The following is a 13,108-nucleotide window of genomic DNA, read 5'->3' as shown; positions in this document are numbered from 1 at the left end:
TCGGTCGACCGTAGGAAGGCGTCGATATTGCCGACGGAGCCACCGCAACCAGGCAGGCTGTCGGCTGACCGGTGCTATCGGTCAAAGCAGCCGCCGCGCGGCCCATCCGATCACCTCGAAACCACGCGCGCGCCAGCCGCGCGAACGCCAGGTCCGAAGCGTGATTTCACGGGCATCTGAAATATCTCGCAGATACTGCGCCTGCAACTGCCCGGCCAAAACGCGGTCATGCGCAAAGAGGACCAGCTCCTGATTGATGAAAAGGCTTCGGTAATCGAGGTTTGCCGATCCGACGATCGACCAGCCGGCATCGACGACCGAAGTCTTGGCATGCAGTTGACGTGGCAAGTACTCGTAGACCCTCACGCCCGCCGAGAGAAGCTGCGCATATGCCGCCCGCGTCGCCCAGCCGGCGACCAGGGGATCGCTTCTGCGTGGCACCAGCAGACGGACGTCCACGCCGCGACGCGCGACATCCTGAAGCGCCCGGTCGACCACGGTGCCCGGGCTGAAATAGGGCGACGTCAAATAGACACAGGATTGTGCCATCCCGATCAGTCCCGCATGCAGACAGGCGAGCCTTTTCTGGCACTTGCGCGAATAGCTCGGCACCAGCAGTCCTTCGATGCCGTCGGCCTCTTCGGGAATTGCGTTTGCCGGAAGCGGGCGGGCCTCCCGCCAGAGTCGAATGAAATGACTTGCGGCAAGCGTCGCCAACGGCCCCTGGACACGCACATGGGTATCGCGCTGGCGGCTTGCACCATGAAGCCGACGCGAGTTTAACCGGCGAATGTTGAAACCGCCCAGGAAGGCATCCCGGCCATCCACGACGAGAAGCTTGCGGTGATTGCGTTGGAAATATCGCAGCGGGTGTCGGAGATCGAAGGGGCGGAACCAGCGAAACCGCACACCGCTTCGTTCCAATTCCCGCCGAAACTTGTCGAAATCCCGCTGGCCAGCACCGAAAGCGTCGAGATGCAACCGAACGTCAACCCCGCTTCGCGCCTTGGCTGCAAGGGCGGAGACAAAACGCGCGCCGACTTCGTCGGTGGCAAAGATGTAGGATTCCATCCAGATTGCTTCGGTCGCGCCCTCGATCTCCGTGATCATCGCATCGAACAGGGCATCCCCCTCGACAAAGAGCTGGAAAGCGCCCGACCCTTCGCCCAGATTTGGCACACACATCGCTGCCCGCGCCTGTGGCATCGTCAGGGAGTTTTCGCGAGGTGCGCGCGGGGTGCTCATGATCGCGGCCTACCGCCCCACTGGTTCGGTCGCAACATCGACGTCACGATGTCGGAGCCATGCTTGCAGCGCGAAAAGGCAAGACTGCACATCCGTCAGGTGTTCGCTGTTTCATGGGCGCCGTGCTGGCACCCGACACAATCGCAGTTCTCATGGCTGCAACTGCGGTCCTCCAAAGGGTTGCGGTAGTGAAAACGGGCGAGCGGCAGCAGCAGTCGCTTGGGCAATGAAAGCCGATATGCCTCGCCCAAGGCAATGCCAATGTCGGTCGTTTCCAGCTTACCGATCAGGTAGTCGATCCCGCGGGGGCCCGTCCGGTTGAACAGGTACCGATTGACGACACCACCGCGCAGGCCGGGTTGCAGCGCCTCACGCCAGGCTTTCCTGTAGTCGACGCCGCTGATCAGGCTTTGGGCCGCCAGGGGCTCGGATCGCATCGCATAGCGTAGCCCGAATCCCGCCAGCGCGTCCTGGAAACCCGCGTGTTCGCCGATCACCGGGTTTCCATCCTGCATCGCGTGCGCGGCAATCGGACTTTCCCGAAACCGCCGAAGCCTCGCGGCGTTTTCATCTCCAGGCCCGCGTGACGCTTGAAGTATTCCACGGTTGCCGCGAGATATTTCGCTTGATCGCGAAAACCTGAAAACATGCAGCTGGCCACCGTGCCGCGCCCCCGGTGCACGAGCAGATAGGCGTAGCCCTTCGGGGCAAGCTCGGTCCCGAAGGCCAGCCACGCACCATCGGCCATAGAGGTGTCAAGGACGTAGCCCACGGCGATGATATCGGCCCGCCGTGGTCCGCCTGCCAGGACCATGTTGGTCGTGGTCTTTTTCACGCGATCGTTGAATCGCACCTCGGCCCCGGCCGCGCGGGCCTGATCCAGCAAGACCCGGTAAAGCGTTCCCGGTGCGTTGCCCCGGCGCAAAAGATAGTACAGGGGCTTCGATCCATGCACTCTGTGGGCCTTTGCATGGCTGTCGAAGACGAAGCCTTCGGTTGCACCGCGATGATCGAAATCGGCGACAACACCGGCATCAGCCAGTTCGTCCAGAACGTTCTGTGCGTCGCTCCAGTTTTCAAGGCCTTGAAAGTCGTCGTGGAACCGATGGCCGACATCTTCGTGCCACTCTCGCACCACGACCCGGCGATTGGCCTTGGCTAAAACGATTGCACAGACCAGACCTGCGGGACCAGCCCCGACGATTTCAATCGTATTGTCTTCAGGGTCGGCGGAACCTGGCGTTAGCGCCATCATACGAACCCTCCTCGATACGATCGACGTCCTGACAGGCCGGGTTTATCTCCGCAACGTGAGTCAGATCCCGTAAGCCCAGGCCGGCAGGCGGCCCATATGGACCTCAACCGTCCTGACACCGGGCACGTTTTCGACGGCAACCCGGATCGCATTCTCCTCGAAATCGCTGTCGGCGACACCCCAGACGGCGACATTCCCCTTGTGCACGGTGTAGTTGATGAGGTTGACCGCTGCACCAGGCACTTCTTTCAGAGCCTCTTCAATCTTTGCACGCAGCACGCGGTCGTCCTCCAACGGCTCCGGCAGCGCCCCATCCTTGAGTGCCGACAAGGCGTGGAGCAGGTTCGCCCGGCTTACGATGCCGACTACTTTGTCGGAACTCACCACCGGCACGCGCTTGATCCGGTGCTTTTCCAGAAGACGCGCGATCTCTGCGACAGTCGTGTCTTCCTCGACGGAAACGACATCGCGTGTCATCACATCCTCAACGTGGTGGCTTTTGAGTTTCACGAAATCCCGGGTGGAATCGCTCGATCCGCCCAGGACTTCGAGCCACCAGGACCGGCGTGGGCCGTCGGTTTCGCGGACACGCCGCATGAGATCGCCTTCGCTGACAAGTCCCTTGAGGCCGCCCTCTGCGTCGACGACGGGCAGCGCGCTGATGTGGTGGTCCAGCATCAGGCGCACCGCGTCCTCGACTTGTCCCTCCAGCGGGACCGAGATCACGGATGTTGTCATGATATCCTTGGCTTGCATGTCATGGTCTCCTTCTTGGACTATTGGACGATTCTTCGGTCAGGTGCCGATGACGAGTTGCAGGTCTTCGCCCAGCGTGTAGGGCGGGATGTCGAGGTTGCGCGGTGCCGGCCCTTTCCGTATCCGACCCGACGTATCGTAATGCGACCCGTGGCACGGGCAGAACCACCCGCCGAATTCGCCCACCGCCGACCCATCCTGGCCCAGGGGAATACAGCCCAGATGCGTGCAGACCCCGATGACGATCAGCCATTCACCATCCTCCCCCGCCGCGCGGTTTTCATCCAGTGCCGGCTCTTCGCCACTTAGATTGGGATTCTCGTCCGTTTCATCAACAGGATCGGGAAGCTCGTCGAGATCGACGGCACGTGCAGCCTCGATTGCCGCTGGAGACCTGCGCCAGGCGAAGACCGGGCGCCCCTGCCACTTCACCGTAATGCGTTGGCCCGGTTCGACACCGGCAAGATCGACCCTGACCGTGCCGGACGCGGTCACATCCGCTGAGGGGTTCATCGAATTGATCAACGGCCAAACCGCCGCGCCTGCGGCAATCGCGCCGGTAGAGGCCGTTGCATAATAAAGGAAATCGCGGCGCTCTGTTGCGAGTAATTGATTGGTTTCGTCATTGGTCTGGCGCATCATGATTCCTCCGATTTAGAGTTCATCTCCGCTGCGGCGACAGGGCTTTCGACGTGAACACCCGCATCGACATGCAGCACCTCGCCCGTGATGCCGCCGGTATAGTCGCTGGCGAACAGCAGGGCGGCGCGGCCCACCTCGTCGGCCTCGATGTTTCGCCGCAGGGGCGCGGCACGCGCGGTTGCGTCCAGAAGCCCGGCAAAGCCGGTCAACCCCGACGCCGCGCGGGTCATCACCGGCCCTGCCGAAATGGCGTTGACGCGGATGTTCGATGGCCCGAGTTCGTGCGCCAGATAGCGCACCGTAGCTTCGAGAGCCGCCTTGACCGGCCCCATCACGTTGTAATTCTCCACCACACGTTCGCCACCGAGATAACTCAGCGTGATGAGACTGCCGCCGCCTCTCATCAGGGGTTCGGCCAGACGGGCCATTCGGATCAGCGAATGGACCGAAACATCCATCGCTTCGGTGAATCCTTCAGCCGAACAGTCGGTCAGGCGGCCATGAAGGTCGCCGGGCGGCACGCTGCCCACGGCATGAAGGATAAAGTCCAGCTTTCCCCAGCGTTCGGTGATGGCATCAAAAACACCGTCGAGTTCATGCGGTGCGTTCACATCGCAGGGCAGCAGGCCAGGCCAGGCTGCGATCATTGGCGATGCCGACAACCAGACCCTTCCGGCCGGACAGATCAAGCAGTTCCGCAGGATCGCAGCATTCGTCTAAGTCAGGCATCTTCGGATGCTGCCTTGGTATCGGAGGACGCGGCCTTTTTCTTCTCATGCACACTATGACTCTTGCTTGTCTTGCCATGTTTGTGTCCGCCATGACCGTGCCCGAAAAGGTGTATCGCGGCCATTCCGCCGAAGAGGAGAACCAAAACCCAGTTCTGAGAAAGCCATTCCATATTCGGTCACTCCTTGTGTGATACGGCGTCCGGATGGTCCGCCTGTGCAGGCGCCGTGATGACGGGGAAAGGGCCGAACATCGCGCCGAAGACACGGGCGATCCAGGCATCGCGCCCCTTGCGCCATGCGCCCAGAACCTCGCCGGTGCGCGCCGACAGCGCGCGTTCGGTGACAATCGCAAGGTGGTCTTCCGGCAAGGGGTCGCGCGTCTCGCGCAGCGTTTCGGCGGTGGATTTGACCAGCGCCATCCACGGATTCACCCGTTCGGAAAACATCGTCCGCGTCCAGCGCATCGGATGCAGGGCACGGAGCGCCTCGGCGCTGGCCGGGGTCGTCGCGGCGCGAATCCAAGGACTGACGAAAGTCGAATAGAAGGCCTCGTTGATCCGCGAAATCTGAGCGACCTGTTTCAAGGCCCCATCATCTGACGCAATGCCCAGATCATCGACCTCGCGCGGCTCGAACCGCACAGCGAAATCACCGCTCTCGCAATCCGGGTCGCCCGACGGGTTGTCGATCACCATCTCGTAAAGCCCCGGCGCGAGCGCCTCGACCTCGTCCAGGCTTTCCAGGATCGCCCGATGCTGGAGCCGCGCGACGGAGCCGGAGACGAAAATTCCCAGATGCCCAACCCGGGGGTGGGTCATGTAGACGATGCGCTGCCCGGCTGCCTTGAGCGCATCGGTGTCAGGATAGAGCTTGCCGATCCACCCCATTGCCTGTTCGGGCGGCGTGATGTTGTCACCTTCCGAGGCGAAGATGATCAGCGGGTTGCGAATGCGTTTGAGGTCAATGGTGCAATGAGCGTCCAGTTGCATCTCGCCCCGCTCCAGCCGGTTGCCGATGAACAGATTCTGCGTAATGCCGAGGATTTCCTCACGGCTGAGCGTGTAGTAGCCATTCCACCAGCGTTCGAATTCGACGAACCGCTCACGCTCTGTGTCGGCATGGGCAAAGAGGGTCGCGTACTTATCCCAGATCGCCTTTTCCGGTTGCAGGGTCTCAAAATTCTGCGCCAGCCAGGCGCCGTCAAAGCGCCCGTCGCCCAGATCCGAGATCATATGCGCGGCCCAGGCCCCGCCGGTCAGCGCGCCCATCATCCGCATCGGGCTGCTTGCCGCCTCGCCCGACCAATAGCTGAGCGGTGAGCCATTCAGCACAATCGGACCGGTCAGGCCGTCGCAATCGGCGGCCAGCAGCGTGGCGGCCCAACCGGCCTGGCAATTGCCGTAGAGCACGGGGGCTGTGTCCGGGTGACGGCGCGCGACCTCGGAGACGAAATCGCGCAGGGCATAATGCACATCCGCCAGGGTCTGGCCGGGCACCGGCTCGGGAAAGAAGATCACGAAATAGACCGGGTGGCCTTCGTGCATCGCCATGCCGACCTCGCTGTCGCGCTTGAACCCGCCGATGCCCGGCCCGTGCCCGGCGCGCGGGTCGATCACGATCACCGGCGGCTTGGCCTCGTCCACGCAATCGTCCCAGCAATCCTCTCCCACCCGCGTGATCCTGAGCAGTGCGTAGTTGGCGGGCCGCTCGAAACTGCGGGCGTCAAGCAAAAGCTCGTAGTCGAAATCCAGCAGCGGCGGCATGCCCTGCCGCTCATGCGCGATCATGTTGTCGGCGCGTTCGCGCAGCGTGTCGAGGAACAGGATCCAGCGTTCAAAGGCGTCCTGAGCATAGGGCGTCTGCGCGCCCGTGCCCACATCGTCAGCGACAGGTGCAGGGGCGTGTTCGGGCGTCTCCATCGCAAGGCGCAGGCTCTTGTTCATGTTCGGTTTCCTCTTGACTGGGGGTCTGTGCCGGAAGGTCTTCCAGCGAGCATCACAAGCACGAGATCCTCCGCGACATCCTCGCGCAGACCGGTCAGCAGATAGGACGCATCGCCGGGCTCGATGCCCAACGCGCGCGCCGCGAGTGACGGGGGCTGGTTCATCATTTCGACCCGGTTGAACAACGCCCGCGCCATCGGGGCGTCGGCATGCCCGCAGGTCTCGGCACAGGCACAGGTCATTTGCGAGAACAAGATCCGAAGATCATCGTCGTCGGATGATGAGTGACGGGTTCCCCCTGATTTCCGATCCATCGTCTTGCGTGGCATGGCTAGGCGACTCCTGTGGTTGAGCCTTCGGGCTTGGTCACAGAAGAAGACGCCGGAAGAAGGAAATCGTTACAGACCCGCCGACAGGGCGATCAGTGTTCCTGTCCCACGTCTTCGCAATCGGTTTCGTGTACGACGTTCGCGCAGCCTCTGGGCGGACAGGAACAATCCTCGCGATCCTCCCGGCAGCATGAGCCGCAATGCGCCGTCAGCGCCTCGCGCAGGGCAGTGCGCGCCCTGTGAAGCCGGACACCGAGGGCGTTGCGCGTTAATCCGAGATCGGCCGCCGCGGTCTCTCGATCCTCCTCGCCGAAATCTATGCGCCGGATCAGTTCGGACTCCACCGGGCGCAGTTCGGAAATCAGCCCCTCATGGCAGGTGCACAACCGCGCCATCTGGCTGGGCGCATCGGCGATCCAGTCTTCGGGTTCGCGCGCCGCCGCTGCCGCCAGACGGTTGCGCCGGGTTCCCTTGCGGTAGTGGTCGTTCAGGGTGGAGCGCAGTATCGTGTAGAGCCACGCATCCATCCGGTCGACATCGCGGAGCTGATCCTTGCGGGTCAGCACCCGGATGCAGAACTCTTGCAACACATCCTCGGCATCCGCGCGGTTGCCGAGCCGTTTGACCAGGAACCCCATGAACGCGCCGCGCCCGTCCAACAGCGCGCGTTCCGGCGAAGTGCCGGGCACCTCCCGCGTGCGACTGTCTTGCGATGCCATGATGTCCCTGCCCTTTCCGCGTATCTTGCGCTGTCATGCAACGATGGTCTGACTGTTGCATCTTGCAGTTTCAATGCGGGCGGGCGTTGACATGGATCAAATGCGTTGCAGCCCGTCGCGCCGCTCTGAAAGACATGGGGTTTCTGTCCGCCTGCGGCAAGGTGGCTTTCGGCGGTGACGGGATGGCCAGGATGTCGCACTGCATCCTGCCGGCGTCAGGTTTCCCTTCGGCGCGGTACGACTACCCTTGTGGTCTGCCCTTGAGATTGACGAACACGATCCCCAAAATGACCAGCGCAATACCGGAAAACTGAATGCCGGACAGACGTTCCCCGAAGAACAGTGCGCCAATCGTAAGACCGAAGATCGGGACCAGAAAGCTGAACACGATCGCCCGGTTCAGCTCGACCTCCTCCAAGACCGAGAACCAGACCCAATACACCAGCGCCGAGCCGAAAAGGGCCAACCCCAGCAAGGATAACGTGAAGGCCGCGTTCCATTGAACCGCGGTCGGATCTTCCATTGCGAAGGCCGCGATGGCCAATGGCACGCTGCCGATGAGCAGTTGCATCCCCATTCCGAAAAGCCCGTCCACCTTGTCCGCGATGGACTTGATCGCCACGTTGCTGATGGTCACGCCGACCGCCGCCAGAACGATATAGGCAAAGCCGATGGCCGAGCCGTCCTGCCCCCCCTCCAGCAGTTGCGGCAGGGCGATCACGAGGACACCCGCGAAGCCGACCGACAGGCCGATCCAGCCGATCCTCGGCAGGTGCTCGCCAAGCCACGCGACGCCAAGCATCGCCGCAAGCAGGGGCTGCGTGTTGGCGATGACGGTGGCGAGGCCGGGAGACACAAACTCGGCCGCATGAAACATGCCCACAAACCCCAGGCTGGTCGCCCCAAGGCCGACGACAGCCAGTGTCACCCAGATGCGCCCGCCGCGCGGAAATGGCCGACGCAAGATCACGGCCAACCCCACCAGAGCCGCGCCTGCCAGACCTGCCCGCATCGTCGCAAAGGTCAGGTGCGGCGCGTATTGCAGCCCCGCCGTGATCAGCGGAAAGCACGCCGCCCACAGGAACATGGCCAGAACGATCTTGGATATGACGGTTGGCGACATCGAGTTTCCTTGTCTGGATCAGAAATGGCAGGAATTGCGGAAATTTTCCGATGTGCCAACTTGGGGGCGAAGTAAAATGACGTTGCGCCCGCCTAAGTCTTACACCGGAAAGGCCAGAGGGCGCTGACCGAGCCTCCGATTCTTCGAGCCTCGGCAAAGCAATGACAGAACCGCAAGCAATCGGAGCAAGCCAAACACCCTGACGCTGTAACGTTTCCGGTGCTTCGGCGTCGTACTCCACAGAGGTGCGATATGAATGAGGACCGAAAACACCGCTCTTCCGTAGAATATCTGCGCGATACAGCCGCCAAGGTCGCGGATACCGCTGTGCGTCGTGCGCTGGTGGAAGGCCGTCAGCATGTCCTGCGTTTCCTGATTCGACGGCTGGGCGATGCGGACGCCGCCGAGGACGTCCTGCAAACGTTCATGCTGCGGGCCATAGACCGCTCCGAGCAACTACGCGATGTGCGCGCCGTTCGCGGCTGGCTCAGTCAGATCCTGGCGTCGTCGATTGCGGATTACGGTCGCAAGGTTGCGCGGCAGCGTCAGAGGGAGGTGGTGATGGCCCCAACCGACCTGGACAACATCCAAGACGGGTTCGACGAAGAACTCGACGAGGCGATTTGCAATTGTCTTTACAAACTGCTGCCGACGATCAAGCCGGAATACGCGGAAGTGATCTGGCGCGTCGATCTTCAGGAGCAGCCGCGCGAGACCGTCGCCGCAGACCTTGGCATCACGCTGAACAACCTCACCGTCCGTCTCCACCCGGGGTCGACAGGCGTTGAAGACGAGGTTGGAACAGATGTGCCTGACCTGCCCCGTTCATGGCTTTCTCGATTGCGATTGCGACGCGACGGAAAAGGCACGCGCGCGCTTTCAGGCGCTGAAAGACGATGCCGGGGCCCAAACGACGGACTGAACCCGGATGCGCGGGCCTTCTCTTTCCGGCATCAACGCAATTCGCCGATCGTGGACTACGATCTGTCAGCGCGGACATGCCGATCAGTCTTGCAAGGATTTTGCCAGCCTATGTCCAGTCTTCCACGCCATCCGCCGGGTTCGTAGACCGTCGCTCTGTAATGAACATTCCCGTCCTTCGTCTGTTCTACCAGACAGCGGCTGTTGATGCCGCCTTTGGAAGAATAACGGGATGGAGCAAGCAATCATGTCCAATGGCGAAACCTCTCACGATCAGCGTTATGAACATCAGGGGGGCCGAACCGGACGCGGGCGCCTCGCGCCGGCGCGGGCGGGCATGTGGTTGCTTGCCAGATCGCTTGGCCACCTCGTGCGAACCGGTCGTCTCACCGTGTTCGATCCCCTTGGCGAGACCTGGCGTTTCGGCCCCGGCGGCGGCCCTTCCGTGTCGATCCGTCTGACCGACAGGGCGCTGCCTGCGCGGCTGCTTGCGAATCCCAGCCTGGCACTGGGCGAGGCCTATATGGACGGGACGCTGCGCATCGAGGCGGGCACATTGCGCGACCTACTGTCGATCTGCATGACGCAGATGGATGCAGTCGACGCATTGCCCGGCAGGCGGTTGACCCGCTGGCTGGATGGGTTTCGGACCCGCAGCCTGCATCACAATCCGATCCGCCGGTCGCACGCCAATGTGGCGCATCACTATGACATCTCGACCGACCTCTATGACCTTTTTCTCGACGCGGACCGGCAATATTCCTGCGCCTATTTCCCCACCGGCGGCGAAACGCTGGAGGAGGCCCAGGCGCTCAAGAAACGGCATATCGCGGCAAAGCTGCTGCTGCGGCCCGGACTGGAGGTTCTGGATATCGGCTCGGGCTGGGGCGGGCTGGGGATGGAGCTTGCACGGCAACATGGTGCCCGCGTCACGGGCCTGAGCCTCTCGACCGAACAGATCGCCGCCGCCCGCGACCGTGCCGCGCGATCCGGCTTGTCGGATCGGGTCGCCTTCGAACGGCGCGACTACCGTCAAGAGCGGGGCCAGTATGACCGCGTTGTGTCGGTTGGCATGTTCGAGCATGTGGGCCGCAGCGGGTTCGATGCGTTTTTCGGAACGCTCCAGCGGGTTCTCAAGGCCGATGGCGTGGGCTTGTTGCACGCAATCGGCACGAAGGCGCCCAAAGGCGGCAGCGATCCGTGGATCCGGAAGTACATCTTCCCCGGCGGCTATCTGCCAACTCTGTCCGAAACCATCGCGGCAGCAGAGCGGTCGGGGATGTGGGTCACGGATGTCGAGGTCCTGCGCTTGCATTACGCCGAAACACTGCGCCACTGGTCCGGACGCTTCGCCGCAGAACGTGAGACCGCGCGAATGCTCTACGACGAACGGTTCTGCCGCATGTGGGAGTTCTACCTGGCCGCCTGCGAAATGGCGTTCCGGAATGGCCGCTTGATGGTCTTCCAGATCCAGCTTGCCAAACGCCGCGACAGCGTTCCACTGACCCGGAATTATATCGCCGAGACCGAGGCGGGGCAGATTGCGGGTAACATGTCGTCCGATACAGACACGAGGAGAGCGTCATGACAGATGAAAAACGGATCAGGGTCGCCGTGAACGGCTACGGCGTGATCGGCAAACGGGTGGCGGACGCGGTCGCCGCCCAGAATGACATGGAGATGGCCGGCGTGGCCGATGTCACCGCCGATTGGCGGGCCCGGATGGCGCGCGCGAAGGGCTTCGCGCTTTTCGCGGCCGATCCGGATCGCGCCCCGGCCATGCGCGCGGCCGGTCTCGACGTGGCAGGCGGTCTCGACGACCTGCTTGGCTCTGCCGATATCGTGGTGGACTGCACACCGAAGAAAGTCGCCGCGCGCAATGTCGAGACCTACCGCGAAACGGGAATCCGGTTCATCCTTCATGGCGGCGAGAAGCACGAGGTGACAGGCCATTCCTTCGTCGCCGAAGCGAATTACGCCAGCGCCATCGGGCGCGACAGCACCCGCGTCGTGTCCTGCAACACGACCTCGATCGTGCGCACGCTGGGGGCGCTCAAGCGGGCCAAGCTGCTCAGCGCGGCGCGCGGAACCCTGCTGCGCCGCGCCACCGACCCATGGGAAAGCCACATGGGCGGGATCATGAACACGCTTGTCCCCGAGCCCGAGATCCCCAGCCATCAGGGCCCGGATGCGCAAAGCGTCGATCCCGATCTCGACGTGATCACCATGGCCGTGAAAGTGCCGCAGACGCTTGCGCATCTGCATTACTGGTCGGTCAGGATGCCGCGCAATGCCTCCAGGGACGAAGTGCTGGACGCGTTCCGCGCCTCCTCGCGCATCGCGTTGATCAAGATGTCGGAGGGCCTGGGCGCGCTCAACGCGGTCAAGGAGATGATGGCCGATCTCGGACGCCCCAATGACAGCCTCTACGAGGTCGCGCTGTGGGAGGACATGCTCACGGTCGAGGGCGACGAATTGTTCTATGCCTATATGGTCGACAACCAGGCCATCGTGATCCCCGAAACCATCGACGCGATCCGTGCGCTGACCGAGGCCGAGCGCGACGCATCGACGTCGATTGCGCGCACGAACGCCGCACTTGGGGTCGGAACGCTCACGGCGACCTAACGGCCCCCGGCGGCCGGTTCCGACCCCTATGGGCAGAGATCCGATCAGCCCGCCGCCATGCCCCCGTCGACGGGATATTGCGCCCCGGTGATAAAGGCGGATTCGTCGGAGGCAAGGAACAGGACCAGATTGGCAATATCGAGGCTTTCGCCATAGCGGCCCAGCGGGATCGTGTCGGCAAGCTGTTGCTTCACCTCCTCGCCGTGGCCGGGATTGAACCCCTCCTCCAGCGACCGCATCATCCGCGTGTTGACCGGCGAGGGATGCACGGAGTTGACGCGCACGTTGTGCCTTGCGACCTCTATCGCGGCGGCGCGCGTCAAACCGACGACGGCATGTTTCGACGTGATGTAGGGTGCGACGTTCGGGCTGCCCTTGAGGCCCGCAATCGACGACATGTTGATCACGCTGCCGCATTTCTGCCCAGTCATCACCGGCAGGACATGCTGCAGCCCAAGAAACGCGCCGCGCACATTGACCGCCATCACGCGGTCGAAATCCTCGATTTTCTGGTCGGCCAGCGGCGCGACCTTGCCTTCGATTCCGGCATTGTTGAAGAACACGTCGATGCGCCCGAACGTCTCGACGGTCTGCGCGACGTATCTCTTGCAATCCTCGACCGAGGAGACGTCGGCTGCGATTGTCAGCAGGTCGTCCGGACTGCCCAGATCCCGCGCAGCATCCGACAGGTCGTCATCGTGGAGGTCCACAAGTGTGACCTTGGCCCCCTCACTCAAGAAGAGCCGCGCGGTTTCCAGACCGATGCCTGCCGCACCGCCGGTGATCAGGGCGACTTTATCTTTCAGACGTTTCATG

At 62.7% G+C, this 13,108-nt stretch carries 15 protein-coding genes; 3 read left to right on the top strand and 12 right to left on the bottom strand.

Annotated elements, in window-relative coordinates:
* Positions 1–81: 81 nt before the first annotated feature.
* The 11 genes from ACP148_RS00325 to ACP148_RS00275 form a co-directional block, all read right to left on the bottom strand.
* The gene (locus ACP148_RS00325; RefSeq protein ID WP_185926679.1) at positions 82–1,245 is read right to left on the bottom strand and encodes a phospholipase D-like domain-containing protein; all 1,164 of its coding nucleotides are present in this window, start codon (positions 1,243–1,245) and stop codon (positions 82–84) included.
* Positions 1,246–1,340: 95 nt separating this feature from the next.
* Positions 1,341–1,742 carry a hypothetical protein gene (locus tag ACP148_RS00320; RefSeq protein WP_185926680.1) on the bottom strand — a complete coding sequence of 134 codons (402 nt, stop codon included), beginning with the start codon at positions 1,740–1,742 and terminating at the stop codon, positions 1,341–1,343.
* The gene (locus ACP148_RS00315) at positions 1,739–2,500 is read right to left on the bottom strand and encodes an NAD(P)/FAD-dependent oxidoreductase (protein WP_185926681.1); all 762 of its coding nucleotides are present in this window, start codon (positions 2,498–2,500) and stop codon (positions 1,739–1,741) included. The genes ACP148_RS00320 and ACP148_RS00315 overlap by 4 nt, the downstream gene beginning before the upstream one ends.
* A 60-nt stretch (positions 2,501–2,560) precedes the next feature.
* On the bottom strand, positions 2,561–3,256 hold the full coding sequence (locus tag ACP148_RS00310; RefSeq protein WP_185926682.1) for a CBS domain-containing protein: 696 nt from the start codon (positions 3,254–3,256) through the stop codon (positions 2,561–2,563).
* A gap of 39 nt (positions 3,257–3,295) precedes the next feature.
* Positions 3,296–3,898: a ubiquinol-cytochrome c reductase iron-sulfur subunit gene (gene petA, locus ACP148_RS00305; RefSeq protein WP_421950127.1), complete on the bottom strand. Its 603-nt coding sequence runs from the start codon at positions 3,896–3,898 to the stop codon at positions 3,296–3,298.
* Positions 3,895–4,545 (bottom strand): enoyl-ACP reductase FabI, encoded by a 651-nt coding sequence (locus ACP148_RS00300; RefSeq protein WP_371811462.1) that lies wholly within the window; start codon positions 4,543–4,545, stop codon positions 3,895–3,897. Before ACP148_RS00300 ends, petA begins: the two co-directional genes overlap by 4 nt.
* A 74-nt stretch (positions 4,546–4,619) precedes the next feature.
* Positions 4,620–4,799 carry a hypothetical protein gene (locus ACP148_RS00295; protein ID WP_185926683.1) on the bottom strand — a complete coding sequence of 60 codons (180 nt, stop codon included), beginning with the start codon at positions 4,797–4,799 and terminating at the stop codon, positions 4,620–4,622.
* 6 nt (positions 4,800–4,805) lie between these two features.
* Complete coding sequence (locus ACP148_RS00290) at positions 4,806–6,572, bottom strand: DUF3141 domain-containing protein (protein WP_185926684.1); 1,767 nt, start codon at positions 6,570–6,572, stop codon at positions 4,806–4,808.
* A complete protein-coding gene (locus tag ACP148_RS00285; RefSeq protein WP_209006420.1) occupies positions 6,569–6,901 on the bottom strand; it encodes a hypothetical protein in 333 nt (110 codons plus the stop codon). Before ACP148_RS00285 ends, ACP148_RS00290 begins: the two co-directional genes overlap by 4 nt.
* A gap of 92 nt (positions 6,902–6,993) precedes the next feature.
* Positions 6,994–7,620, bottom strand: a complete 627-nt coding sequence (locus ACP148_RS00280) for an RNA polymerase sigma factor (protein ID WP_185926685.1) — start codon at positions 7,618–7,620, stop codon at positions 6,994–6,996.
* A gap of 241 nt (positions 7,621–7,861) precedes the next feature.
* A complete protein-coding gene (locus tag ACP148_RS00275; RefSeq protein WP_185926686.1) occupies positions 7,862–8,743 on the bottom strand; it encodes a DMT family transporter in 882 nt (293 codons plus the stop codon).
* 252 nt (positions 8,744–8,995) lie between these two features.
* Here ACP148_RS00275 and ACP148_RS00270 point away from each other — a divergent pair, with 252 nt between their 5' ends.
* The 3 genes from ACP148_RS00270 (at position 8,996) to ACP148_RS00260 (ending at position 12,292) form a co-directional block, all read left to right on the top strand.
* Positions 8,996–9,811: an RNA polymerase sigma factor gene (locus ACP148_RS00270; RefSeq protein WP_209006421.1), complete on the top strand. Its 816-nt coding sequence runs from the start codon at positions 8,996–8,998 to the stop codon at positions 9,809–9,811.
* Between the two features lie 100 nt (positions 9,812–9,911).
* Positions 9,912–11,252 (top strand): SAM-dependent methyltransferase, encoded by a 1,341-nt coding sequence (locus tag ACP148_RS00265; protein ID WP_245165600.1) that lies wholly within the window; start codon positions 9,912–9,914, stop codon positions 11,250–11,252.
* Positions 11,249–12,292, top strand: a complete 1,044-nt coding sequence (locus ACP148_RS00260) for a type II glyceraldehyde-3-phosphate dehydrogenase (protein WP_185926687.1) — start codon at positions 11,249–11,251, stop codon at positions 12,290–12,292. The genes ACP148_RS00265 and ACP148_RS00260 overlap by 4 nt, the downstream gene beginning before the upstream one ends.
* A gap of 44 nt (positions 12,293–12,336) precedes the next feature.
* On the opposite strand, the gene ACP148_RS00255 is transcribed toward ACP148_RS00260, so the two are convergent.
* Positions 12,337–13,107 (bottom strand): SDR family NAD(P)-dependent oxidoreductase, encoded by a 771-nt coding sequence (locus ACP148_RS00255; protein ID WP_185926688.1) that lies wholly within the window; start codon positions 13,105–13,107, stop codon positions 12,337–12,339.
* Between the last annotated feature and the right edge of the window lies 1 nt (position 13,108).

The sequence above is a fragment of the Pelagibacterium sp. genome, assembly GCF_965249125.1.
Lineage (GTDB): Bacteria > Pseudomonadota > Alphaproteobacteria > Rhizobiales > Devosiaceae > Pelagibacterium.
This window is presented reverse-complemented; position numbering and strand designations above follow the sequence as displayed.